This is a genomic window from Marinilabiliales bacterium, from assembly GCA_007695015.1.
In the GTDB taxonomy this organism is placed as follows: domain Bacteria; phylum Bacteroidota; class Bacteroidia; order Bacteroidales; family PUMT01; genus PXAP01.
Genome location: REEN01000044.1, coordinates 1 through 26,313, shown reverse-complemented (window position 1 = coordinate 26,313; position 26,313 = coordinate 1). Strand labels below are relative to the sequence as shown.

The 26,313-nt window shown below is 46.7% G+C and carries 24 protein-coding genes and 2 tRNA genes; 19 read left to right on the top strand and 7 right to left on the bottom strand.

The window, feature by feature from the left end; genetic code table 11:
• Nucleotides 1-37 precede the first annotated feature (37 nt).
• The 9 genes from dprA (at nt 38) to EA408_04300 (ending at nt 7,047) form a co-directional block, all read left to right on the top strand.
• On the top strand, nt 38-1,174 hold the full coding sequence (gene dprA / locus EA408_04340) for a DNA-protecting protein DprA (GenBank protein ID TVR73538.1): 1,137 nt from the start codon (nt 38-40) through the stop codon (nt 1,172-1,174).
• A gap of 95 nt (nt 1,175-1,269) precedes the next feature.
• Entirely contained in the window at nt 1,270-2,610 is a 1,341-nt protein-coding gene (locus EA408_04335; protein TVR73537.1) for an NADP-specific glutamate dehydrogenase, read from the top strand.
• 53 nt (nt 2,611-2,663) lie between these two features.
• Nucleotides 2,664-3,440, top strand: a complete 777-nt coding sequence (locus EA408_04330; protein ID TVR73536.1) for a TatD family deoxyribonuclease — start codon at nt 2,664-2,666, stop codon at nt 3,438-3,440.
• Nucleotides 3,440-4,468 carry an asparaginase gene (locus EA408_04325; protein TVR73535.1) on the top strand — a complete coding sequence of 343 codons (1,029 nt, stop codon included), beginning with the start codon at nt 3,440-3,442 and terminating at the stop codon, nt 4,466-4,468. Before EA408_04330 ends, EA408_04325 begins: the two co-directional genes overlap by 1 nt.
• A 67-nt stretch (nt 4,469-4,535) precedes the next feature.
• Nucleotides 4,536-4,626: transfer RNA gene (locus EA408_04320), tRNA-Ser, on the top strand.
• Between the two features lie 70 nt (nt 4,627-4,696).
• Nucleotides 4,697-5,494 carry a MotA/TolQ/ExbB proton channel family protein gene (locus EA408_04315; protein TVR73534.1) on the top strand — a complete coding sequence of 266 codons (798 nt, stop codon included), beginning with the start codon at nt 4,697-4,699 and terminating at the stop codon, nt 5,492-5,494.
• Between the two features lie 5 nt (nt 5,495-5,499).
• Nucleotides 5,500-5,955: a hypothetical protein gene (locus EA408_04310; protein ID TVR73533.1), complete on the top strand. Its 456-nt coding sequence runs from the start codon at nt 5,500-5,502 to the stop codon at nt 5,953-5,955.
• A 41-nt stretch (nt 5,956-5,996) separates the two neighbouring features.
• A complete protein-coding gene (locus EA408_04305; protein ID TVR73532.1) occupies nt 5,997-6,569 on the top strand; it encodes a biopolymer transporter ExbD in 573 nt (190 codons plus the stop codon).
• A gap of 1 nt (nt 6,570) precedes the next feature.
• On the top strand, nt 6,571-7,047 hold the full coding sequence (locus EA408_04300) for a biopolymer transporter ExbD (protein ID TVR73531.1): 477 nt from the start codon (nt 6,571-6,573) through the stop codon (nt 7,045-7,047).
• Between the two features lie 160 nt (nt 7,048-7,207).
• Here the strand turns inward: EA408_04300 and EA408_04295 are convergent, their stop codons facing one another.
• From EA408_04295 to EA408_04280, 4 genes are all read right to left on the bottom strand, one after another.
• Complete coding sequence (locus EA408_04295) at nt 7,208-8,635, bottom strand: hypothetical protein (GenBank protein TVR73530.1); 1,428 nt, start codon at nt 8,633-8,635, stop codon at nt 7,208-7,210.
• Nucleotides 8,636-8,863: 228 nt separating this feature from the next.
• Nucleotides 8,864-9,193, bottom strand: a complete 330-nt coding sequence (locus tag EA408_04290; GenBank protein TVR73529.1) for a hypothetical protein — start codon at nt 9,191-9,193, stop codon at nt 8,864-8,866.
• A gap of 197 nt (nt 9,194-9,390) precedes the next feature.
• Nucleotides 9,391-9,467: transfer RNA gene (locus EA408_04285), tRNA-Arg, on the bottom strand.
• A 28-nt stretch (nt 9,468-9,495) separates the two neighbouring features.
• Complete coding sequence (locus EA408_04280) at nt 9,496-9,705, bottom strand: hypothetical protein (GenBank protein TVR73528.1); 210 nt, start codon at nt 9,703-9,705, stop codon at nt 9,496-9,498.
• A gap of 152 nt (nt 9,706-9,857) precedes the next feature.
• Between EA408_04280 and EA408_04275 the strand changes: the two genes are divergently transcribed.
• Nucleotides 9,858-12,644 (top strand): leucine--tRNA ligase, encoded by a 2,787-nt coding sequence (locus tag EA408_04275; GenBank protein ID TVR73617.1) that lies wholly within the window; start codon nt 9,858-9,860, stop codon nt 12,642-12,644.
• Between the two features lie 188 nt (nt 12,645-12,832).
• Nucleotides 12,833-14,086 (top strand): metalloendopeptidase, encoded by a 1,254-nt coding sequence (locus EA408_04270; GenBank protein ID TVR73527.1) that lies wholly within the window; start codon nt 12,833-12,835, stop codon nt 14,084-14,086.
• Here EA408_04270 and purN read toward each other — a convergent pair.
• Nucleotides 14,081-14,653: a phosphoribosylglycinamide formyltransferase gene (gene purN / locus EA408_04265; protein ID TVR73616.1), complete on the bottom strand. Its 573-nt coding sequence runs from the start codon at nt 14,651-14,653 to the stop codon at nt 14,081-14,083. The genes EA408_04270 and purN overlap by 6 nt on opposite strands.
• A 234-nt stretch (nt 14,654-14,887) precedes the next feature.
• On the opposite strand from purN, the gene EA408_04260 reads away from it, so the two are divergent.
• The 7 genes from EA408_04260 to EA408_04230 all read left to right on the top strand — a co-directional run bounded on the left by EA408_04260 (nt 14,888) and on the right by EA408_04230 (nt 21,487).
• Entirely contained in the window at nt 14,888-15,124 is a 237-nt protein-coding gene (locus EA408_04260) for an acyl carrier protein (protein TVR73526.1), read from the top strand.
• Between the two features lie 30 nt (nt 15,125-15,154).
• The gene (gene fabF / locus EA408_04255) at nt 15,155-16,405 is read left to right on the top strand and encodes a beta-ketoacyl-[acyl-carrier-protein] synthase II (protein ID TVR73525.1); all 1,251 of its coding nucleotides are present in this window, start codon (nt 15,155-15,157) and stop codon (nt 16,403-16,405) included.
• Complete coding sequence (gene rnc, locus EA408_04250; protein TVR73524.1) at nt 16,402-17,142, top strand: ribonuclease III; 741 nt, start codon at nt 16,402-16,404, stop codon at nt 17,140-17,142. Before fabF ends, rnc begins: the two co-directional genes overlap by 4 nt.
• Nucleotides 17,143-17,259: 117 nt before the next feature.
• Nucleotides 17,260-17,688 carry an IPExxxVDY family protein gene (locus EA408_04245; GenBank protein TVR73523.1) on the top strand — a complete coding sequence of 143 codons (429 nt, stop codon included), beginning with the start codon at nt 17,260-17,262 and terminating at the stop codon, nt 17,686-17,688.
• A gap of 150 nt (nt 17,689-17,838) precedes the next feature.
• Entirely contained in the window at nt 17,839-19,416 is a 1,578-nt protein-coding gene (locus EA408_04240) for a sensor histidine kinase (protein TVR73522.1), read from the top strand.
• 64 nt (nt 19,417-19,480) lie between these two features.
• On the top strand, nt 19,481-20,173 hold the full coding sequence (locus tag EA408_04235) for a DNA-binding response regulator (protein ID TVR73521.1): 693 nt from the start codon (nt 19,481-19,483) through the stop codon (nt 20,171-20,173).
• 9 nt (nt 20,174-20,182) lie between these two features.
• Nucleotides 20,183-21,487, top strand: coding sequence for a DUF4105 domain-containing protein (locus EA408_04230; protein TVR73520.1), 1,305 nt, complete (start codon nt 20,183-20,185; stop codon nt 21,485-21,487).
• On the opposite strand, the gene EA408_04225 is transcribed toward EA408_04230, so the two are convergent.
• On the bottom strand, nt 21,477-22,367 hold the full coding sequence (locus tag EA408_04225; protein ID TVR73519.1) for a DUF4249 domain-containing protein: 891 nt from the start codon (nt 22,365-22,367) through the stop codon (nt 21,477-21,479). The two genes, EA408_04230 and EA408_04225, sit on opposite strands and share 11 nt — an antisense overlap.
• Nucleotides 22,368-22,373: 6 nt before the next feature.
• Complete coding sequence (locus EA408_04220) at nt 22,374-24,731, bottom strand: TonB-dependent receptor (protein TVR73518.1); 2,358 nt, start codon at nt 24,729-24,731, stop codon at nt 22,374-22,376.
• A 544-nt stretch (nt 24,732-25,275) separates the two neighbouring features.
• On the opposite strand from EA408_04220, the gene EA408_04215 reads away from it, so the two are divergent.
• On the top strand, nt 25,276-26,313 hold a 1,038-nt coding region (locus tag EA408_04215), incomplete at its 3' end, for a T9SS C-terminal target domain-containing protein (GenBank protein ID TVR73517.1).

Sequence of the window (26,313 nt, the reverse complement as noted above, 5' to 3'; positions counted from 1 at the left end):
CCGGTCTTTTTGTATATTTAATATATAATACGGAGTTATGGCAGACCTTAATGATCCGCTGCTCAGGTACAAGACAGGCCTGATGCTGATCCCGGGCATAGGGGGGATACTGGCCCGGAAACTTGTTGAATATACCGGCAGCCCCGAAGCAGTCTTCAGATCAGATCAGGCCACGCTTCAGAAGATTCCCGGAATAGGCAGGACCCTTGCAGGCAACATCCTTGACAGCAGGGTCCTTGAGGAAGCCGACAGGGAGATCGATTTCCTTTCCAGGTACAACATCAGGGCACTGTATTACCTCGATGATGATTATCCGGCCCGGTTAAAAGAGTGCCAGGACGCCCCTGTTGTTTTGTTCAGCAGGGGCAATGCCAACCTTGACAGTGTGAAGGTCCTGAGTATAATAGGTACAAGGAGTGCATCAGACTATGGAACCGGTTTCTGCCGGGAGCTGGTTGCTGATCTGGCTGCAAGGGGACACGATCCGTTGATTGTTAGCGGACTTGCCTACGGCATTGATATTTGTGCGCACAGGGCGGCCCTCGATAACGGTCTGCAGACAGTGGCTGTACTGGCTCACGGACTCTCAACAATTTATCCGCCGGAACACCGGAAAACTGCAAAAAAAATAGCAGTCCAGGGGGCACTTGTATCTGATTTCGGGAGTAAAACAGGTCCGGAGAGAGGCAATTTCCTTAAGAGAAACCGGATCATTGCCGGACTTGCTGATGCCACGGTCGTTATCGAGTCGTCATTATCGGGTGGTGCCATGATAACTGCCGGGTTTGCAGGCTCCTATAACCGCGATGTCTTTGCACTCCCCGGAAGGATAACCGACAAAAGATCCCATGGATGCAACAGCCTCATAAAAACGAACAGGGCAGCACTGATTGAAAAAACCGGCGACCTCGAATATATACTTGGCTGGGAACCTGGTACAGGTAAACTACCGGATGACAAACAGATGCTCTTCCCCGGAACAGGAGATGATGAAAAGGCAATTCTGCGCATGCTTGAAGTTAATTCCTGCATGTCGGCCGATCAGATATCTGCAGGGCTGGGGCTTGGTGCGGGAAAGACATCATTCCTGCTGCTGAACCTGGAGTTTATGGGATACATATTGAGCCTTCCGGGAAAAATGTACAAGCTGTCGGCCACAGCCATTAACAGGTAGAAAAGAAAAACAGCTACCCCATGCACTTGTTTTGTCAGAAAATATTTAAGTTTGTTCCTGTAAATCACCGTGTATTAACCAACCCCTGAAAAATCATGGATCCAAGAGCAGAAAAATTCATGGCTGCCATAACAGCCAAAAACCCCGGAGAGGTTGAATTTCACCAGGCAGTGAGAGAAGTTGCCGAATCCCTTATACCGTTTATTGAAGAAAATCCCCGGTATAAGCATGCAAAGATCCTTGAGCGGATCGCCGAACCGGAAAGGATAGTGCTGTTCAGGGTCCCGTGGATTGATGACAAGGGTGAGATACAGATAAACAAAGGCTACAGGATCGAAATGAATTCGGCCATAGGCCCCTACAAGGGGGGGATAAGGTTTCACCCTACCGTGAACCTCAGTATCCTTAAATTCCTTGCATTCGAGCAGGTATTCAAGAATTCCCTCACCACACTCCCAATGGGAGGAGGCAAGGGAGGATCAGATTTTGATCCAAAGGGGAAGACCGACAACGAGGTGATGAAATTCTGCCAGAGCTTCATGACCGAACTCAGCAGGCACATAGGTCCAGAAACCGACATTCCTGCCGGTGATATAGGGGTCGGCGGAAGGGAAATAGGCTATATGTTCGGGCAGTACAAAAGGCTCAGAAATGAGTTCACCGGAGTGCTTACCGGTAAAGGCAGGGAGTGGGGTGGCAGTCTGATCAGACCTGAAGCTACCGGTTACGGTTGTGTCTATTTTGCTCAGGCAATGCTCATGACCCGTGATGACACTTTTAAAGATAAGACAGTGGCGATATCCGGATCAGGTAACGTGGCACAATTTGCAACTGAGAAAGCGACCTCCATGGGAGCCAGGGTTGTAACGCTCTCAGACAGCAACGGATTCATATATGATCCGGCAGGAATTGACCCTGAAAAGCTGGAATGGGTTATGGAGCTGAAGAACATCAGAAGAGGCAGGATCAGTGAGTATGCCGAAAAATTCGGGGTTGAGTATTACCAGGGGCAGAGGCCATGGCCGGTAAAATGCGACATAGCCCTTCCATGTGCCACTGAAAATGAGATTACCAGGGAGGACGCTGAGATGCTGATCAAAAACGGTTGTTTTGTAGTTTCGGAAGGGGCCAATATGCCCTCAACAATCGATGCTGTAGAGGCATTCCTGCATCACGGTATACTGTATGGCCCGGGTAAGGCAGCCAACGCCGGGGGAGTTGCCGTGAGCGGCCTTGAAATGACCCAGAATGCCATGAGAATTAGCTGGCAAAGGGAGGAGGTTGACGCGAAACTGCAGCAGATAATGAAGAATATACACGAAACCTGTGTCAGGTTCGGGCAAAACGAAGACGGATCGGTCAACTATGTAAGGGGTGCCAATATAGGGGGGTTTGTCAAGGTAGCCGATGCAATGCTCGCACAGGGGGCCGTCTGATATGCTTTTTAATCCGCTGCCGTAATACCGTCAGCACATAACAATCTTGCAGCATGATGCTGATTGACACACATGCGCACCTGTATTTGCCTCATTTTGAGAACGATATTGACCGGGTTATCGGCAATGCAAAAATGAACAATGTAGGCCGTATACTAATGCCGAATATTGATGTCAGGTCAGTTGACCCTATGCTCCGGGTCTGCTCTGCATACCCCGGTTTATGCCTGCCTATGCTGGGCCTTCATCCAACTTCGGTTAAGGCTGATTATGCAGGCATGCTTAAAACCCTTGAAGGCCTGCTTGAAAAAGAAAATTTTGCAGCGATCGGAGAAACCGGCATGGATGCACACTGGGACACAAGCTTCATGGACCAGCAAAAGAGATCATTCATTACGCACCTTGAATGGGCTGAAGAGACAGGCCTTCCAGTCGTCATTCATTCCCGCAGTACAATGGACACCATCATCAGAATACTGAAAGATGGTTACAGCAAAAAAATAACCGGTGTATTCCATGCTTTTTCGGGGAGTGAAGAGCAGGCCAGGGAAATTACAGAAATGGGATTCATGCTGGGTATCGGGGGAGTTGTTACCTATCCCCGTTCAGGACTGGCAGAAGTTATCAGTAAGATCGGACCGGAGCATATAATCCTGGAAACAGATGCCCCCTATCTGACGCCGGTCCCCTTCAGGGGTAAACGCAACGAAAGCGCTCACCTGGTATATATCGCCGGAAAAATAGCTGAAATAAAGGGGTTGACCATTGAACAGGTTGCAGAGGTTACAACAGGCAATGCCCACCGTCTTTTTAAACTTAAAAGGGAATAATGCATAACAGATCAACAATCCTGCTGATATATACCGGAGGCACCATTGGAATGGAGCTCAATCCGGGAACCGGAGAACTAACCCCGGTAAACTTTGAGAATATATCACGGGAAATGCCTGAGCTTATGAGGTTTGAGCTGGACATCAAGACTGTGTCTTTCTCACCTCCTGTTGATTCATCAGAGATAGGACCGGAGATGTGGGTCAGGCTTGCTGAGACTGTTGAGAAGCACTATGACCGGGTTGACGGTTTCGTGATCCTGCATGGAACCGACACGATGTCATACTCTGCCTCTGCCCTGAGCTTTATGCTTGAAAACCTCGGCAAACCGGTTATTTTCACCGGGTCCCAGCTTCCCATAGGAATGCTTCGCACCGACGGCAGGGAAAACCTTGCCACATCAATAGAGATCGCTGCTGCAAAAATAAACGGTGCACCCGCAGTACCTGAAGTATGTGTATTCTTCCAGAACAAGCTGTTCAGGGGCAACCGGACAACAAAATATAATGTTGAGTATTTTAATGCATTCAGGTCTGAGAACTACCCTCCCCTGGCAGAGGCCGGGATTAACATCGAATTCAACTTCCATGCTATAAACTACCCTTATGGCGATAAGAAGCTTAAAGTCTACAGGGAAATGGACAATAATGTGGCCATCCTGAAGATTTTTCCGGGAATTACCGGAAAACTGCTAAGCTCACTATTCAGTACAGAAGGCCTGAAGGCTGTTGTTATGGAAACTTATGGCGCCGGTAACGCTCCTGCCGGCTCCTGGTTCATCTCAGAGATTGAAAAAGCTGTCAGCAGGGGGATACTGATAGTAAATGTGAGTCAGTGCACAACCGGGAGTGTTGATATGAATAAATACATTAACGGAAGAAGGCTGAAGGAGGCCGGTGTACTGAGCGGCTATGATATGACAACCGAGGCGGCTGTGACAAAGGTAATGTTCCTGCTCGCCCAAACATCAAATGCAAAGGAGCTTAGAACGTTAATAAATAGTTCGATAAGAGGAGAAATAAAATAACGGATTTGCTTTTATTATATATTTTTTTGTAACTTGGCACGCTGAAATTTTAAAGATTTTTCTTGCTGGAGAGGTGGCCGAGTGGTCGAAGGCGCACGCCTGGAAAGTGTGTATACCTCAAAAGGGTATCGCGGGTTCGAATCCCGCCTTCTCCGCAATTGAAAATTGTAATAGTGATAACTTATAACTAAATTTGAACCTCATTAATTAATTAATTATCGACTAACCATGAAAAATCTATTTGCGTTTTTAGCAGTAATGGGAATGCTGACATTCGGAACATCGGCAATAGCAATTGCACAGGAAGATGTTGTTGAAGATCCCACAGAAACAGAACAGGTCATACCTGAAACTCCTGCACCTGTTGACGTAGAAACAGACGAAGAAGCTCAGCCTCTTCACCAGGAGATTAAGAGGATTTTTATTGAGGGTGGCGCCGGTTTTATGGGTGTTGTACTCCTGGCCCTTATCTTCGGCCTGGCAATATCAATCGAGAGAATTCTGTATCTCAACTTTGCAACCACCAATACAGAAAGCCTGTTGCTGGATGTTGAGGAAGCGCTCGAAAACGGCGGCATTGAAGCTGCAAAGGAGGTCTGCCGAGACACCAGGGGGCCGGTTGCCAGTATTTTCTACCAGGGTTTGAGCAAATTTGACGAGGGAATTGATGTTGTTGAAAAATCAGTCGTTGCCTATGGCGGTGTTCAGACAGGATTGCTGGAGAAAAATATGACATGGATATCACTTTTTATCTCGATTGCACCTATGCTTGGGTTTATGGGTACCGTGATAGGTATGATCGCAGCCTTTGACTCGATCGAGGCTGCTGGTGACATTTCACCTTCGCTGGTGGCAGGCGGTATCAAGGTTGCACTTATTACAACCGTATCCGGCCTTGTTGTTGCCATCATACTCCAGGTATTCTACAACTATATTGCATCAAAAGTCGATTCACTGGTTAACACCATGGAAGATGCCTCAATCTCTCTGATCGACATTCTGGTAAAATATAACCTCAAAAAATAATTGATATGTCCAATATAATTCAAAAAATAATAACCATTTCCCTCTACGCTCTGATGGGAATATCAGTTGTACTTACACTGCTATTCTACTTTGGAGCTGATGTGCCGGGAACAGAAGGGACGCCAATGAGGGAGCCGGTTGTTACCGAAACCATCCTGATCTGGGCCTACATACTGGTAGGTATTGCACTGCTGTCGGCATTGCTCTTCCCTACGGTCATGATGATCATGAACCCGAAGAATGCCAAAAAGACCCTTATAGGTATTGGGGTAATTGCCGTTATAGTATTCATTTCCTGGCAATTTGCATCTGACGATATTTTACCGCTTGCAGTGGACAATCCGGATAACGTTCCGCACGTTTTAAAACTGGCAGGTACCCAGTTGGGAACCATGTATATTTTGCTTGGGCTGGCTATCCTGTCAATTTTTTACACTGAGATAAGAGGACTATTTAAGTAAAACTTTTACCCCTGCAGGGGTAATTATAAATAATAATAATTATGGGACGAGTAACTCCGGAAATACCCTCCGCCTCCCTGGCAGATATCGCATTTATGCTGCTGATATTCTTCCTGGTTGCCACAACCATGGATGTGGATTCTGGAATATCGAGAATTCTGCCGCCCATGCCTGAAGAAGAGCCGGATGATGACCAGCAGATCAGGGAGCGGAATATTTTTACAGTACGCGTAAATGCTCAGGATATGCTTCTGGTTGAAGGTGAGCTTGAGAACTTGGTGAATCTGAGAGACAGGGCAAAGGAGTTTATTGCCAATCCGAGGGATGAAGAACATCTGCCGGAGAAGGTTGTTGAAGAGGTTGAATATTTTGGCGAATATCCTATTTCAAGGCAGGTAATATCACTTCAGAATGCAAGAGGCACTTCCTACGGAATGTATATCAAGGTTCAGAACGAATTGACAGCTGCCTATAATGAGCTAAGGGATGAGCTTGCGATGGACCGGTTCGGAAGAATATTTGAACGTCTTGACGCCAGTCAGCAGGCTGCAGTCCGAAAAATTTATCCAATGCGTATTTCAGAAGCAGAACCCAGACAAGTAGGAGGAAGATAATATGTCAAAATTTCAAAGAAAAGACAAAGGTAAAATGCCGGGAATCAGCACAGCTTCCCTTCCCGACATTGTATTCATGCTGCTGTTCTTTTTCATGGTCAGCACAACGATGCGTGAAGTAACCATAAACGTGCGTCAGCGACTGCCTTCGGCGACGGAGGTACAGAAACTGGAAAAACGTTCCCTTGTAAGTTTCATCTATATTGGTGAGCCCAGAACGGCTTTTCAGGCGCTTCTCGGAACCGAGCCGCGTATTCAGCTCAATGACCAGTTTGCTACAACCGCCGATATCGCGGCGTTCATTGCCAGTGAAAGAGAGGCGCGTGATGAGTCTGAGATCCCCTTCATGAGAACTTCGCTCAAGGTCGATAATGAGGTCCGAATGGGTATCGTAGATGATGTAAAGCAGGCTTTACGACGGGCAAACGCACTTAATATCAACTATTCAACCCTGACAGTAGAGTCAATATTTGACTAGTTGATCAGTATTGCTAAAGTAAAAGAGGCTGTCTCAAAAGGGCAGCCTTTTGCTTTTTTACCCAGACCCGATCTGGATATTCAATTATAACTTTTTCCCGGCAACTTTCACCTCCTGCAGCTGTATGGTTAACCTTTACCGGTAATTTTTTTGATCAGCATCACTTCGTACGAATAACAGCAGCCCAGTGACCGGTACCCGGCGATTTTAAATCTAATTTCCTGCCTCCGTTCACTTGCAGTTCCTCCGACCAAACGCTACGGTTAATATCAAGCCAACGCACCATTAATGACCCTGAAATTTCAGTGACATCTAGTTTAACCTCACCTCCGTCGGGGAAATAAACGGCATACTGTTTCCCCTGCTGTGCCAGCAAATAAGCTTCATTGATATCCCGCTCTGAAAGGAGTTCATTACGAGGTTCTGCAGTGAATAAATCAAAGGCCCCAAACAGCATCCGCGCACTGCGAATAGTAGATTGTGCCCGGGGACTAAGGCCCAGCCCCCAATCTGTCGACACCTCATGAGCATCGGAATCCTCACGGAAAGATGGCCTGTGAAATCTGGCACTGGCGCCTCCGGCAAAGAATACACGAAAGAACCTTGCGACGGATTCTTCAACACCATCCCTGTTATAGATCTTAACTGTGTTGATTGGACGGGGTGAGTCGCTGATCAGGTCTCTTACATAAATAATCCTGTCGTAATGAATCTGGCCGGTCTGCCAGCTATTCTGTGCAATGTCAAGATAGTTGTACCGCTCCGGATTATTGTAAATATGATTATGATCAGGGGAGCGGGTATTACCACTTCGACGCATGTCCGTAACATAAATTTTCCGGCCTGCATCCCGGGCTTTCTGGTGCAAATAATCTGCCCAATAGTCCCCAAATGCAAGCTCCTCGCCGGATTCATTCTGAATAGAGTACAATACGTTCGGATACCTGAGTGAATGAGAAAGCATCCTGTCTACATACGCATGCTGGTAGTCAAGGAACAGCTTGTTGTTATCAAGAGCCGGAACTGTGCGATAAAATGCATGTTCACTAGGAGACCCGGTCGGAACGTAGTCGACTGAGGTTGGCAGGCCAGACTGTTCAGCAGTATAATTGATATTGTTGGACGGGTTAAAAGGATGCTTTGACCATCCGCCCTGCCCCTCATCGGTAAACATATCCCAGGGATCGAATACCTCAATTTGGATTATGATATCACGCTCGTATGCCAGACTCAGAAAGTTTTCGAAGCGTTGCCAATATTCATCGTTAAACCGGTCGAGGTCATATTTACCATCGATAAGCTCATATGCGAACAAGTTACCTGTATTTCGGTGACTCATGGTATTTCGCACGTAGTTGCCACCACTCTCCAGTAGCAGATCGAGATGTCTCTCCAGGCCTTCCGGATGATTAAAAAGGTTGTCCTGCCAGGTACCGCCCAACAATACAACAGGTTTTCCTTTGTATTGCCAGTAATAAGGATTATCTGGAAAGGGCTGAATTGAGCAGGCACTATTAATTGTCTGGGCAAAACAGTTCCATTGTATGAAAATTAAAGAACTCAGAGTTAAAATACGAAATGATCTCATAATATTATTAATTAACTACCAGTATAATCTGATGTAACTCCCGATTATCTGGAATACCCCGTTTTATACTCCCGGTATAATCCTTATGCAATTGCTATTCGGTCGAATTCACAACAGTAAATACTATCTGCCAATCATTCCCAATTAGGGCTTACATTTTATTTTGTCCTCCCGGGAATGATGAGGCCTCAAATTTAAATGTCCGGAAACCTAAGATATGGTAATACATTAATCAGCCGGCGGATTCCAGGTAAAATTAAATGTTTGATCGGGTTCCAGGGTTACATCAAAACTGGCCCAACCAAAACCATCCTCATCTATTTTACCCCATACCGTAATATCGCCGGCGGGAATACTCTCATAAGTGGTCTGATCGCCGTCATTGATTACCCTTGGATCATTCTCATCCATGTCACCCCATCTGACATCGGTAATGATGCTGAAACCGGTCTCATTTATCACAACCACGGTACCAAACTCCTCCTCATCTTTTTCGCAGCCTGAAAGAACAAAAAGAAATCCGAAAGCTGCAGCAAGCATTAAAACCCTTTTAAGCATAACTTATAGATTTAAGTTGGAATTATTTACTGTAGATACTACGCAGGAAATTCAAAAATAGTTTACATAATCAGCAGATTTCCTGAAACAAGGCTAAATGGCTGGCACACGACCCGCTCGTGATCCCTCAGGGCACCCGTGACTGTTCAAAACCTGCAGAAAACACAAAGCTCCGCATTAATGCAGAGCCCTGTGCCTTGTGACCCCGGAGGGATTCAAACCCCCGACCTTCAGAACCGGAATCTGACGTTCTATTCAGCTGAACTACGGGGCCGGTATAATTATTATTTTGAGTTGCGAATTTAAAAATTTTTTGGATAGGAACCGCCCGCGCGTATCAGTTTTATTACAGAAAGCTGAAGGACATCGATTCTTCCGGGGCAGGCAACGTCCCCCGGGCAGCGCCAGGCAGCCGGCCGGGACTGGATCAGAAAACAGGCAGCCGGCCGGGGCTGGATGAGAAACCTGAGAACCGGCTGACGCATCAGGAAACAGCAAACCAGCTGATGCATCAGAAAACACTGAACCGGTTGCTGTATCTGGAAAAAGTGGACCTGCCGGTTCCCATTAGGGCAACGCCTCACCCCAACAGCGAAATAAATGTGCCAAAGATTTTCTATTTTCGCAGATATTTCAAAGCTAATCTTACACCATACTTTCAATGATGGAATACAACTTCAGGGAGATTGAACAGAAATGGCAGAAGTTCTGGGAAAAGAACAAAACATTCAGGGTTACCGAAAACAACCAAAAGCCCAAATTCTACGTGCTTGATATGTTCCCTTACCCATCAGGGGCAGGCCTCCACGTTGGCCACCCGCTGGGCTATATCGCCTCTGATATTTATTCAAGGTACAAAAGGCTGAAAGGATTCAATGTCCTTCATCCTATGGGATATGATTCATTCGGACTGCCTGCCGAGCAGTTCGCCATACAAACAGGGCAGCACCCGGCCGTCACAACCGAAAACAACATAAGGCGATACCGCGAACAGATGGATAAGATAGGCTTCTGTTACGACTGGGACAGGGAGATCAGGACATGTGACCCGGGCTACTATAAATGGACCCAGTGGGTATTCATAAAAATGTTCAAACACTGGTTTAACAAAGAGAGCGGTAAGGCTGAACCGATTGAAAACCTGGTTGCTGAATTTGAAAAGAAAGGAAATTCAGCGGTTAAAGCGGCACAAAATGAGTGCCCTGTATTCACGGCTTCTGATTGGAAGGCTATGGGTGAAAAGGACCAACAACTGATCCTGCTTAAATACAGACTGGCATACTATGACGATACCCTGGTTAACTGGTGCCCGGCTCTTGGCACCGTGCTGGCTAATGACGAGGTGAAAGACGGGTACTCTGTCAGGGGCGGCCACCCCGTGGAACAGAAAAAGATGAAGCAGTGGCAGCTCAGGGTGACAGCTTATGCTGACAGGCTGGTTGACTCACTTGAAAAACTCGAATGGAGCGACTCTATGAAGGAAATCCAGAAAAACTGGATAGGAAGGTCTGAAGGAGCCCTGATCAACTTCAATCTGGATTCATCTGCCGCCGATAAAAATAAGGATGATAAGATAGAGGTTTTTACCACCCGGCCCGACACAATATTCGGATGCACATACATGGTTCTGGCCCCTGAACATCCTCTTGTTGAAAAAATTACCACACCCCGATACCGTGACAAGGTTCAGGTTTATCTTGAAGAAACCGCAAAGCGCACCGAACGGGAGCGTATGGCCGATGCAAAAACAATTACCGGCCAGTTTACCGGTGCTTACGCTCTTCACCCCTTTTCCGGTGAAAAGCTTCCGGTCTGGATTAGTGACTACGTACTTATAGGATATGGAACAGGCGCTATAATGGCAGTGCCTGCCCACGACAGCAGGGATTACGATTTTGCCGGGCATTTCAGTTTGCCGGTCAGGGAAGTAGTAACAGGCGGTGATATTTCAAAAGGATCATACGACAACACTGATGGCAAATTGATCAATTCCGATTTTCTTGACGGGCTGAATGTTAAGGAAGCTATAGCCAGAACGATCGATGAACTGGAGAAAAAAGGCATCGGCAAAGGAAAAGTCAACTACAGGTTAAGAGATGCCATCTTCAGCCGGCAACGTTACTGGGGAGAACCCTTCCCTGTGTATTACAAGGACGGAGTGCCCAGGGTAATGGATGAGGAGGATCTGCCTCTTATACTTCCTGAGATAGATGCAATTCTGCCGACCGAGAAGGGAGAGCCACCTCTTGGAAGGGCAAAAAACTGGAACACCAAGGAGGGATACCCCATAGAGCTGAGTACCATGCCTGGATTTGCAGGCTCATCGGCATACTACCTTCGTTATATGGACCCGCGTAACGATACTGAGCTTGTATCCCGAAAAGCAAATGACTACTGGAAAGACGTCGACCTGTATATAGGCGGTACCGAACATGCGACCGGACACCTGATATATTCACGTTTCTGGAACAAGTTCCTTTATGATATGGGACTAGTATGCAGGGATGAACCATTCCGAAAGCTTATCAACCAGGGGATGATACAGGGGCGCTCCAATTTTGTCTACAGGATCAGGAACACCAACAAGTTTGTTAGTTACGGACTTACAGACCAATATGACGTAACACCCCTGCATGTTGATGTGAATATTGTCAATAACGACATACTCGATATTGAAGCTTTCAGAAACTGGAACCCTGAATACAAAAGCGCTGAATTCATTCTTGAGAACGATGGCAGTTACAGGTGCGGATATGCCATTGAAAAGATGTCGAAATCACTTTATAATGTGGTTAACCCTGATGATATTATTGAAAATTACGGAGCCGATACACTAAGGTTATATGAGATGTTCCTTGGGCCGATAGAGCAGTCCAAACCATGGAACACCAACGGAATTGACGGAGTGCATAAATTCCTGCGAAGACTTTGGAAACTATTCCATAACTCAAAAAACGAGCCGGACATTTCAGATGACAGACCATCATCAGATGAACTTAAAGTTCTTCACAAAACGATTAAAAAGATCGAAGAGGATATTGAAAGGTTCTCATTCAACACATCGGTAAGCGCATTCATGATTTGCGTCAATGAGCTGACCGCGCTGAAGTGCAATAAGAGGGAAGTCTTGTCTGACCTGATTATAATCCTCTCTCCCTTTGCACCCCATATTGCAGAAGAGCTATGGCAGCTGCTGGGTAACACCGGCAGTATAAGTGATGCGGCCTTTCCTGCTGCCAGAAAGGAGTACCTTATTGAAGACACCATTATCTACCCGGTTTCCTTTGACGGTAAAACCAGGCTGAAGCTGGAGTTTCCTGTAAAATACGGGAGCAGTGAAATAGAAAGGGAGATTGTTGAAAACCCCGACGTACAGAAATACCTTATGGGCAAACCTCCCAAAAATATAATAGTTGTCAGCGGGCGTATTATAAATATAGTCACCGGATAATCCTTTTTTACACCTAATTACTGGAGCTGCTTTTATATGTGCCGCCTCCGGCCGGGGCTAACTGATGATCCGGCCCTGAAAAGTACCTGTGCATGTCCTCTGCAAGGTGAGTGCCCATGACCGGACAGGGATATGGTGATTTGTCAGGAAAATCTTAATATTGCAGACTGAGAAGCGAGGCCGATAATATGTTGAAGAAAGATTTATTTCCACAGGTTCTGACAGGCATTCTGCTGCTTGTGGCCATCCACTTCTATATGGATGGCATTACCATTGAAGAAGATGCATCATCTATACATGAACCTGGAGAAACTGAAGAACCCCAGGTCCCTCCAGTCACTATTAATGAGTATGGGATTGCCGAAGGAGAATTCACCCTGGTTGAAGGAAGGGTTCAGAGAAACCAGACCCTGTCTGTAATCCTTTCCGGTTTTAATGTCAGCGCATCACTAATCCACCAGGTTGCCGGCTATTCAAGAGAGTTGTTTGATGTGAGGAGGATCAGGGCCGGCGACAGGTACAAAATTTTTCATTCAAACGACTCACTGAACCTGCCCCGGTATCTTATCTACCAACCCAATGAGCTTGAATTTATAAAAGTAACTCTTTACGAACCGGTTAGTATCAAAAGAGGAAGCCGAGAGGTTACCCGTGTGCTTAATCATCTTTCGGGTACGATCAATTCATCACTCTGGAATGCAATGATTGAATCCGGATCATCTCCCGTACTGGCACTTGAACTTTCTGAAATCTATGCATGGACCGTTGACTTTTTTGGTCTTCAGAGAGGTGATTCATTCAAAGCATTCTACTATGAAAATTATGTCGGATCAAACCCGGCAGGAATTGACAGGATAGTTGCTGCATGGTTCAGTCATATGGGCAGGGAGTTTTATGCAATACCTTTTGAACAGGACAGTGTCATGAGTTTTTTCGATCAGGACGGCAACAGTCTGCGCAGAACCTTCCTCAGGGCCCCGCTAAGATACAGCAGGATATCATCAGGATTCTCCCACTCAAGAATGCACCCGATACTGAGGGTCAGGCGGCCGCATCACGGAGTAGACTATGCAGCCCCCGTAGGAACGCCGGTATATGCTATCGGCGACGGCAGGATTACTGAGACATCATATACAGCTGGAGCCGGCAGAATGGTGAGAATAAGGCACAACAGCGTTTACAGTTCAGCATACCTGCATCTCAGGAATTTCGAACCCGGAATCAGGCCTGACGTATGGGTCAGGCAGGGAGATGTCATTGGATATGTGGGCACTACAGGCATGTCAACCGGACCGCATCTCGATTTCAGGATGTGGAGAAACGGTCAGCCTGTAGACCCCCTGTCAATTGAAGCGCCACCGGTAGAACCGGTGAAAGAGGAGAATCTGGAAGATTTTGAAAGGATTAAACGAATGTGGATTGACAGGCTTGACAGCCTATGAGTCCTCATCCAGAAGTCTCCCGATAATCCTGGGATACCAGTGATGCTCAAGCTTATGAACTCTTTCGGCAAGAGATTCAGGAGTGTCATCTTGCCTGACTTCACAGGTGTGCTGCGAAACAATACTCCCGCTGTCATAATCTTCATTGACCATATGGACCGTGATCCCTGAAAACTTATCCCCTGCCTCAATAACAGCTTTGTGAACACGCATTCCGTACATTCCCTTCCCCCCGTATTTGGGCAGAAGTGCAGGATGTATATTGACTATCCTTTCGGGGAAGGCCGCGAGTATGTTTCCGGGGATCTTCAGAAGGAAACCGGCAAGGACAATAAAATCAATATTATGCCTGCGCAAAGCTTTGAGAACAGCATCCCCGTGGTAAAGTTCATCAGGGGTAAAAACAAAACTGTCAACACCCGCCTCCCTGGCCCTATGCAGCGCACGGGCATCCGGCCGGTTGCAGAGGAGCAATTTAACCCCTATACGGTCATGGCCCGCGAAGTAGTCTGTTATCGCCTGAAAATTCGTGCCCGAACCGGATGCAAATACCGCTAAATTAATCACAGATAATTGTTTATTTACAGGTTGCTGCATAAAAGAGACCCTTGCTGGTTCTACCGGCAAAACCAGATTTTCGTCCAGCTTTCGGTTTCGTTCGAAACATAATACGGTAAATATCTATATATTAACTCAATCTCGAGGTATGCGGTCAAAAAAATGATAAAAATTGTTTGATAATATTGCCAGAATATCTTTCTTTGCAAAGTTAAAATTTATTACTAATTAAAAACTAAAGCTATGTCAGACATTCCATCAAGAGTAAAGGCTATCATCGTTGATAAGCTTGGCGTTGACGAAAGTGAAGTTACACCTGAAGCTAGCTTCACCAACGATTTGGGTGCGGACTCACTGGATACAGTTGAGTTGATTATGGAGTTTGAAAAGGAGTTCAATATGTCTATTCCCGACGATAAAGCAGAAACCATAGGCACTGTCGGTGACGCCATCAAATTCCTTGAGGAAAACGCAAAGTAAATATTTTTCTGAAGTTTTAAATTACAGTATATGGAATTGAAACGAGTTGTAGTAACAGGTCTTGGAGCAATTACACCTTTGGGTAAAACTGCAAATGAATTATGGGAAAATCTGAAAAACGGGGTAAGTGGTTCAGACCTGATTACTCGTTTCGATACCGAAAAATTTAAAACCAAGTTCGCGTGTGAGGTCAAAAATTATAAGGTAGAGGACCACTTCGACAGGAAAGAGGCCAGGAAACTTGACCTCTATGCACAGTATGCGCTTGTTGCAACGGATGAAGCAATGAAGGATGCGTCTCTCGACCTTTCTGCTGTAGATTCGGATAAAGCAGGTGTAATCTGGTCTTCAGGAATAGGAGGCCTGAATACATTCCTTGATGAGATAGCCGGGTTTGTAAAAGGCGATTATACCCCCCGCTTCAGTCCCTTCTTCATACCTAAAATGATCTCAGACATTGCGTCAGGTCACATATCCATAAAATACAATTTCAGGGGACCCAACTTCAGTACAGTATCTGCATGTGCATCATCAACAAATGCCCTAATTGATGCCCTGAACTACATCAGGCTCGGCAAGGCCAATATATTCATCACAGGCGGATCAGAAGCAGCAATAAATGAAGCCGGACTTGGAGGGTTCAATGCGATGCAGGCCCTTTCAACCAATAATGAAGAATATAAAACGGCTTCCAGGCCGTTCGACCGGACCAGGGACGGTTTCGTCATGGGAGAAGGAGGAGGTGCCCTCGTACTTGAAGAATATGAACATGCCGTCAGGCGGGGTGCAACCATATACTGTGAGCTTACCGGAGGAGGCATGAGTGCCGACGCCTACCATCTCACAGCCCCGCACCCCGAGGGACTTGGTGCTGCAAGGGTTATGCAGAATGCTATTGAAGATGCAAATTTGAAACCTGAGGATGTTGACTACATCAATGTTCACGGCACCGCCACTCCGTTGGGCGATATAGCAGAAGTCAAAGGCATCAGGGCTGTTTTTGGCGAACATTCCTACAACCTGAACATAAGTGCTACAAAATCAATGACCGGGCATCTTTTAGGAGCTGCCGGCGCTGTTGAGGCAATTGCTGCAATACTGGCTGTAAAGCATAATATTGTTCCTCCCACTATCAACTTTGAACATGAAGACCCGGACCTTGACAATAAGATGAATTTTACTTTCAACAAGGCCCAGGAGAGAGAGGTCAACGTCGCTCTCAGCAATACATTCGGATTTGGAGGACATAACTCCTCGGTTATTTTCAAAAAACTTAAATAGCACCAGTGTTTCACATCAGGACCCTGATTAAATCTCTTTATACGAATTTCGACAGTAACAGCAGATTACGCAGGGATATTATCTCCATAACAGGCCTCAGGCCGCGGAATATCAAACTCTATATTTCAGCACTAACACACAGGTCTATTGCAAGTAAGCAACACAATGGATCAGACCGCGATAATGAACGGCTCGAATACCTTGGAGATGCTGTTTTGAGTGCGGTTATAGCCGACTACCTTTTTAAACGCTACCCCGGCAGCAAAGAAGGATTCCTTACCAAAATGAGATCAAGGTTGGTCAACCGGGAAAATCTCAACAGGATCGCCCTCAGCATGAAGATCGACAAGCTGGTGATGCTTAACAGGAATGGTGTTCCTACCAAAAAATTCATTTACGGCAACGCACTGGAGGCCCTTATTGGAGCTATATATATAGACAGAGGTTATAAGAATGCCAGGAAGTTCATAACAGGACAGATTATTTCATCCCAGGCCATAGACAAGCTCGAAGGTAGTGAATGGGACTATAAAAGCCGTATTATCCAATGGGGGCAAAAGAATAAGCAGGAGATATCATTCGAAAGTTATGAGCTTGATAAGTCCGGCAACCCGGAGCCTTTGTTTGTTGCGACCATACATATAATGGATACCGTTGCAGGAGAAGGTTTCGGATGCACCAAGAAAGAGGCTCAGCAGCTTGCTGCAAGGAAGGCACTGGAGAACCTCCCCTCCTGATTATGATATGTACCTGGTGCCATTACGTACAATAAACATATCACAAAAAAGGTTTATCATATAATATTCAGCTATCCCTGCCGGTAATCCGGCATCATGTTCACCAGGCACTGACAAATGAAGAAGAAAGTCCATAAGTTGATTGTTCCGGAATCAAACCCCTTCAAACTGCTGGGTATTTCATCTCATGAGAACGACTATCGCATAAGCTGGGTCCTTAACAGGAGGATGGGAATGAAATTCAGAAAAGCAGACAATCACCGGGGTAAACCGCTATTAACCGGAGAATATCCGGAATTCTCAGTGTTCAGCTCATATGACGAAGACAAAATCATTAAGATGAACCTGGTTTCAAACAGGTGCCCGGACTGCTTTCTGGTAAGTGACATGAAAAACATAGACTATTTCCTCCAGATTTTCGGAGAAATAAGCCAGGAACAACTGGACGGCTTATCTTCAAAGATCAAGGGAGATGAGCTGATTTCTGCGGTTTTTGAGATTAACCCTGACAGAATAAAAAAGACCTGGCATCTGCCTCCGGAATAACCCGGAATGACCAGTCAAAATCGGCCCCGGTCCTTTAAAAGCCGTTTTAAATATAATTAATCAATCAACCTGCAAGTTAAAAAGTGTTAAATTGCCAACTGTACTCTGAGCTGTCGGTTATCTTTGTATTAACGAATTAATTCGGGCATCATGAGCAGAAAAGTTATCTGGATACTTATAGGTGTAATGACACTTGCCACTACCGGACTTATTATAGTTCAGAGTTACTGGATTACCAATGCCATTGAGGTCAAGGAGCAACAGTTCAGGTTGACCGCCTGGCGCACCCTGGGTACCATATCAAACGAAATAGAAAAACAGGAGGCGCTGACAATGGTTCTGAGTGAACTTCGCCCCTCCTCGGTAGTTGACAGTGTAACATGGTCATCAGGGTTTACGATTAACTTCAATCACCAGTTCCAGTCCGGAACCCATTCAGGCCAGCACAGTGCATATTTCTATTCAGGACGTTTTACAGGGAGGCCCGGCCAGGTGGATTCACGTGGTCTTTTTGAAGGATCCGAATCACAGATCAACTTCAGCAATGTCGACTCCATCAGGATTTTCAGCAGGCCGCAAAACCTCCTGGGCCCGTCGCATGAGATGGGCCACACAATTTCAAACAGGGCGGTTATTGTTGAAAAGATCATCGACGAGATGCTCAGCTACAACAAATGCATCGAAGATCGTCTGAATGTGGCGCTTCTTGACAGCCTTATTAAAAAGCAGATGCATAATGTTGGCATCAACCTGGATTATGAATTTGCCGTGCGTAACCAGGATGGAGAATTTGTACTTAAATCAAAAAATTTCGAAGAACGGCCCGAAATGTTTCTCAGAAGGCTTTTCCCCAATGATGCATTCATGTTTCCCAACCATATTGCCCTCTACTTTCCCGAACAGAAATCATACATTCTCCAATCGGTTGGTTTCATGGGGCTTTCTTCAACCCTTCTTACCCTGATCATTCTGGGGACCTTTGCCTTTACAATTTACATAATCATAAGGCAGAAAAAACTTTCGGAGATTAAGACAGACTTTGTCAACAACATGACCCATGAACTGAAGACACCCATCTCAACTATATCCCTCGCGTCGCAGATGCTTAGGGACAACAGTATTCCTTTTGAAAACAAAAATTTTGAAAACATCTCAAACGTTATACATGAAGAAAGCAAAAGGCTTGGTTTTCAGGTAGAAAAGGTGCTTCAGATGGCCATTTTCGAAAAGGGAAGGCTCCGATTAAAACGGCAGGAGGTTGACGTTCACGACCTTATAAGCAATGTTGTGAACAATTTCATCATAAAAGTAAGGAACCAGAACGGCGAGATCATACAAAAGCTGAATGCCAGTGAACCGGTACTAAAAATCGATGAAATCCACTTTACCAACATCATTTTCAATCTGCTTGATAATGCTGTAAAATACAGCAATGGCATAACACACATTACCGTAGGCACAAAAAGCACAAACAATAATTTCCATTTATACATTGAAGATAAGGGAGTCGGGATCAGCAAGGAGAACCAGAAACGTATATTTGAACAGTTCTACAGAGTACCCACCGGGAATATCCATAACGTTAAAGGGTTCGGACTCGGACTGAGTTATGTTAAAAAGATCGTCGAAGAGCATAACGGACGTATCAGCATCCAGAGTGAATCGAAGAAAGGTACAAGATTTGACATCACCATCCCCCTTAAACAGACAGAGGACGCATCCGTGTAAAAACTATTTACTAAACCGGACAACATAAAATGGATGTTGCATATTGCCCTAAAACTTATAACTGATGACGACAACAAAAACCAGGATACTGCTTGCCGAGGATGATGAAAATCTCGGACTTCTCCTGAAAGAGTATCTTAAGGCCAAGGGTTTCGAAACCAATCTTTTTGCAAACGGTGAACTCGCATTCAGAGACTTCGTTAAGACCCAGTATGACATCTGCATTCTTGATGTGATGATGCCCGTCAAAGACGGTTACACCCTTGCAAAGGAGATCCGTCAGATCGATGAGGATATACCTATTATCTTTCTCACCGCCAAATCAATGAAAGAGGATGTTATCGAGGGGTTTTCAATTGGTGCCGATGACTATATGACCAAGCCTTTCAGCATGGAGGAGCTTCTTTTCAGAATTGAGGCAATACTGAAAAGGACCAGCAGCAGTTACAAAACTGCCCCACCCGACGAGTTCAATATAGGTAAGTACGTTTTTGATTTAAAAAAACAGACGTTGCAGATTGGAGAAAAGGTTAACAAACTTACTACAAAGGAATCGGACCTGCTCAAGCTGCTCTGCACCCACCAGAACAAGATCCTTGACCGTAATTTTGCACTCAAGACCATATGGCTTGACGACAATTACTTCAATGCACGCAGCATGGATGTCTATATAACCAAGCTGCGCAAATACCTTAAGGAAGACGAATCGGTTGAGATATTGAATGTTCACGGCAAGGGATTTAAACTTGTAATGTAGACCCCCAAATTGGCAGTCTGTCAGTTCATCTTTTATTATAACCAGATGCAAACCAGGTTCGCATTCATTTTATCAGTAATCATAGGCCTGGCAGCTGCTGCCCCGGGCCATGGGCAACAGCCGGGGTTCAGGCTGAGCAGCCAGGCAAAGATCTCACTTCTGACATGTTCCCCGGGAGATGAACTATACTCGGTATTCGGGCACAGTGCAATACGGGTTAATGATCCTGTACGGGATCTGGACTGGGTCTTCAATTACGGTACCTTTGATTTCTCCGACCCCAACTTTTACACCAACTTTGTCAGAGGCAGGCTGAACTATATTCTTTCGGTATCCGAATACAGGCATTTCGAGCAGGAGTACAGAAGAGAACAGCGCTGGATATGGGAACAGGATCTAAACATTACCCAGGCCGAAAAGCAATATCTTTTCGATTCACTGCTGATCAATTACCAGCCCGAAAACCGGTACTACCTTTATGATTTCTTCTACGATAACTGCGCCACCCGCATACGTGACGTATTTGGCGAAGCCATCAGCAGGGAGATAGTGTTCGATTATGATGTGCTTGACAAGGGGCAAAGTTTCAGGGAGCTATTGATGCCCTACCTCAGGGAGAAGCCCTGGGCCAGGCTCGGTATAAACCTTGCATTGGGACTACCCTCAGACAAGACTGCCACTCCGTGGGATTATATGTTCCTTCCCGATCATATGATGACCCTGTATGAGCATGCAGACTTTCGTGCAGGTGAAAGCCTGGCTGCGTTCACCCCGGGAAGCAGGCTGATACTTCAGGGTGAGGAGCTGCCCCGTGCGTTACTGCGCCATTCACCCCTCTGGCTCTTCATATTGGTTTTGATGGGTACCATTATCCTCTCCCATTTCAACCTTCAGTCTAAGAAATTCACATGGTGGTACGACCGGATCCTTTTCGGGAGTGTGGGACTTTTAGGTTTGCTGATCGTTTTCCTCTGGTTCTTTACCGACCACGCTGTAACCGCCTGGAACCTGAATATTATCTGGGCCCATCCGCTTCATTTCTTTATTATCTTTTTCCTTTCGGGGAAAAAGAATTTCAGGCTTATCAACTATTACTTCATGGCTAACCTTGTAATTCTCATCCTGCTGATCTTTTCCTGGCCTCTGCTGCCCCAGCCACTGCCCTGGGTGATAATGCCGCTGGTAATGGCCATGGTGGTCAGGTCAGCCGTAATAATAAGAATGTTCAAACCCGATATTCTCGGGGCCGGCCAAAAGAACAGCAAACAGGTTCAAAAGAGCAGCGGAACACCCAAACAGCCTGTCACTTCCTGAACCTTGTCTGAGCCCTGGAAACCGCCGATACCTGGAAAAAACCCCTGGCGCCTTCGCTCATGTTGGTAGGTATGTTTGCCGGCGGGGCGCCGGCAAAGGGGTTGCCCGAAAGGTCGGTCTGGAAGAAGAAGATCTGGTAGAACTCGTACTTTTCACGCGAAATGCTTCTCATGTCAAGCCTGATGGTATCGCCGGCATGCATGTCATTGCCGTTAATGGTCCTTACCGACCGTGACACGTAGCTGCCCAGGTCCTGGTCACTTATAACGGTTTTTTGCGAGGGCCTCGGGGTCTGAAGCTTACCGTTGATTGTCACGTCGATCAGGTAGTGATCACCCTTGCCCGGCAGATCGGCAAAATGGACCAGTATATCATAAAGCCTTTCGTCGGTCAGCCCTGCAGATGAGAAAAAATTGAGCCTTGTAGTGACAGAATCTATTCCGGGAACAGCCCTGTATTCACTTACGGCGGAGTATCTGTTCCCCTCATGCTCAATAGAAAGAGTGTAACTGCCATCGACAAGTTCGGCGCCGATATCGCTGTTGAAATATAATCCGGCCAGGCTGTCAGGCCCCTTCCCGGTAAATAGCCACTCCCCTTCACCTGAAGATACCATAACATCAGCTCCCGTTACAACTGCACCTTCCGTCACATCATAATATGAACTGGAAAGGCTGAGCCGGATCCACTGTTCGGCCGTTGCATCGTCGATGTTTGCCTCAACTATAAGATAGGCCCCCTCCCTGTCCGAAAGCTCCAGGATAACCTCCTTCTCACAAGATACAAGCCCAAAAACAATGACAATCATGGCTGCAATACCGGTTATACTCCACCTTACCAACTTTCCGGCCTGCTTATGATAATTTGTACTGCTCAACATCGCTTCTCAGAATTTGAAGTTATACGTTACCGCCGGCACAGGGCCGGGAATATAAAAAAATGAAGACCTGGGTATGCCCGGCCTGTCAGCATCTTCGGCAAAAGATACCGAGATCGGGTTTACTCGCCCGTAAACATTGAACACCGAGAAATTCCAGTCGCCGCTGAATCTCCTGTTTAACCCGCGCCTTTGCGGGGTGTATGTAACCGACAAGTCAAGCCGGTGGTATGCAGGCAGCCTGCTCGAGTTCCTCTCAGCGTAAACAGGCGCAAAGGCTCCCTGGTAAAACATCTTCCCTTCCGGCAACGTAAAGGCCCTTCCCGTTGCATAAACAAAACTCATCGAAACACTCACGGCCGGGGTGATTGAATACCCTCCGGTAAGACTCAGATCATGCCGCCTGTCGTTGGGTGCATAATAGGGCCTGCCTTCATTGATGCCGTCAATCTGCCTTCGGGTGCGCGACCACGTGTAGCCGGCAAAACCGCTGAACCGTCCCTCATCCTTCCGAACCAGGAACTCGGCCCCGTACGACCATCCGTCACCTACTCTCAGCTGTCCCTCGAGCAACTCGTTCCCAAGGATATCACCATTGTCAATAACATCCGAAATAGCCGACATATCCTTATAATAGAGTTCAACCGAGGTCTCTACCCGGTTACCGAGAAAGTTCCTGAAATACCCGACCGCCACCTGGTCGGCCACCTGCGGCGGTATATTGTTGCTGCTCATGTACCAGACATCGTAGGGCGCAACCGACTGGGAACCCTGGGCCTGCTGTATATACTGTATCATGCGGTTGTAGCTCGCCTTTACCGAACTGCCGGGCCCTGTACTCACCCTCAGGCTCACCCTGGGCTCCAGTCCCCCGAAAGATTCATAGATATTCCCTCTTTCGAGGATGACGGTATCGGCCACCTCCCAGGCCTGAGGGGCAGACCTGTCAAAAACATACTGTTTACCGGGACCCAGAACCTGGAACAGCGACCCTCTTACCCCGTAAACTACAAGAAGCCTGTTGTCAAAAAAACTTTGCTCGTTGTTGATGTAAATCCCGTGTTCCAGCGCATAGCCGGGAGTGAGCTCGGCAGTGGTACTCGATGCCCCTGTCAGCTCAGCCCTGATGGTACCGGGATCAAGCATATGAAGCACCGTTCCCGCCCCGAATGAGAGAGTACTGCCGGTATCAGAAAAGTAGTTGAAATCGGCCCTTAAGTTTACATTGTCGATATCAGACTGCCACCTGAAGGAGGCAGGACCCACATCGCCGGTTATATTGAACCGGTAATTGCTGTAAAGGAGCGAAAAATTACCGGCAAAGTTATCTGAAAATGTGCTGTTCCACCTCAGGCTGCCTGTGCTATTGCCCCAGTCAAAACCAAACAGGTCGCTGAAAGCGGTCAGGTCCTTGCCATGATAAGCGGAGAGGAAGATCCGGTTACGTTCGTTCACAACGTAGTTCATCCGGGTGTTCAGGTCATAGAACCACAGCCGCGAATCCCGCTGGTTCTCATCCGGCGAAAGCCGGAGAAAAAGATCGGCGTAGGTGCGTCTCCCGGCCACAAGGAAGCTGCTCCTCCCCTCCTGAATTGGTCCTTCTGCACTGATCCTGCTCGAGATCAGTCCGATTCCCCCTGTAAAACCGTACTCATCCATGCTGCCCGACCTCATCTCCACATCCAGCACCGACGAAAGCCTTCCGCCGTATGAAGGGGGTATGCCTCCCTTATAGAGCCGGATATCGGCAACTGCATCGGGATTGAATACCGAGAAGAAGTTAAACAGGTGAGATGCGTTGTATACCATGGCATTGTCAAACAGAACCATGTTCTGGTCGGCATCGCCGCCGCGGACAAAAAAACCTGTATTGCCGTCGCCGGCCGACTGCACTCCGGGCAATAGCTGGATAGTACGCAGCACATCAACTTCGCCGAGGAATGCAGGCACATTACGTATGGCCTCCATGCTGACAGCTATGGTACTCATCTCGGCACGCTCAACGTTACGGTCGGCCTGCCTTGCAGAAACCACAACCTCGTCAAGGCTTACACTCGATACACGGAGCTCAGCATCAAGCGCGGATATCTGAGGATCGACCACTGCCTCATAATTCTCATATCCAACAAACGAAAAGATTACCCTGTATTGGCCGTCAGGCAGGGGTAGCCGGTAATTCCCTTCCGGGCCGGTAACAACACCAAACTGTATATCGGGCACAAAAACAGTTGCGCCAACAAGGGTTTCACCGGTTTCGGCATCAGAAACGGTGCCGGTCACGACATAGCCCTGGGCAGTTGCACTTACAGGCACCAGTATAGTGAGAATCACTGCTGCAATAATTGATATACGTGCTATCCGGGTCATGGAAGAATATAACAACTTATACGGGAAATTATTTCAGGCGGGCAATTTTAAGATCAAAGATATTGCCAATTACTCAAAAGATTATATAGATTATGGTAATTTTTTGTCATAAATATTACCTCACTTGATAAACGGCATAAACAGACAATTGTTCGGGCATATTGTCAGAAAATTTTCGGAGGCTGTCCCGGAATATTTATAGACAATCTAAATAAAAGCGCAAAAACCTGTACATTAGGTTGAAGTCTGCATCCCTTAACTATACAGGTCTATTCCCACGGTGTGCCGGCGCCAATAAATTTGAATTTCAGCTTTATTTCCAATAAAGTTGATTGTGACCCAGTCATTATCATACATTTGAATCACATCATGATTGCTGTATCCAAATCAAAAACAATACAGACCAAATCTGCCCATAACCATCTCATGATCATCTAATAATAATTAAACACCGTCCCCTGCCTTGCTTTACGGTTCCCGGGCCAAATACCCCGGAAGGTAAAGTATTTTCTTACGCCGGCAGGGACCTGCAAACAAAACTGCCATGAGGACATTTACCCTTCTGCTTTTAGGTTTTATAGCAATTACAGCCGTTCGGGCTGAAGAGAACACCATGACCCTGAGGTTTACAGCAAACCATACATGCACCTATATACAGCTTGACAGCGTGCTGGTTGAGAACCTCACCAGGGAAGGCTCCAGGGCTCTTTACTATCCCGACACGGTGCTGACGATCGTCCCTACATTCATAGATCAGCTTGATGAAGCGTATGACGGACTCTATGTCTCCCAGAACTACCCCAACCCTTTCTCGGCTGTTACCGACATAGATATATACGTGCCCGACCCTGACCTTTTCAGGATAAATGTGCACGATATGTCGGGAAGACTGCTGGTGGTTCATGACGCAAAACTTGAACAGGGCATGCACCACTTCACCTTTCATGCCTGCAACCAGCAGAGCTACCTTCTTACTGTCAACTCCGGCAAATACAGTCAGAGGAGGATAATGATACAATCCGGCAGGGGCGGGAGATCCACCTCCAGAATAGAATATAACGGGATGTCACGAAGCGGCAGAACCGGGCAGGCAGAGTCCGCGCCAACTATAAAGGCCACCCTCAAGTCATCCCCCGGATTCGATTACGAACCCGGAGATGAACTCAGGTTCACGGGCTACGTTACAAGTCCTTTTTCCTATGAGATTGATTACGGAGTCATTACCGACACACCTGAAACGGATACCGATTACCTGTTTGACCTGGCTGACTCGGCACCGGACCGGCCCTCGGATATATCAGGGCCTGAAACTGTTATGAAGTATTCAGGCAATCTCGGCTATGAAATAGAATCCAGTCCGGGATTAACCTACAACTGGAGCGTGCCGGAAGGCTGGTCTATTGCAGCAGGACAGGGGACCAATGCTGTTACAGTCGATTCGGGGGCTGAATCGGGCAACATAGAGGTCAGGGCAGTGAACAACTGCGGTGAAGGTCCACCCAGCATACTCCATGTAACCATCCTGCACACATTGACCCTGCAGGCATCACCTCCGGGAACAGGTACTGTAACGGGAGCAGGC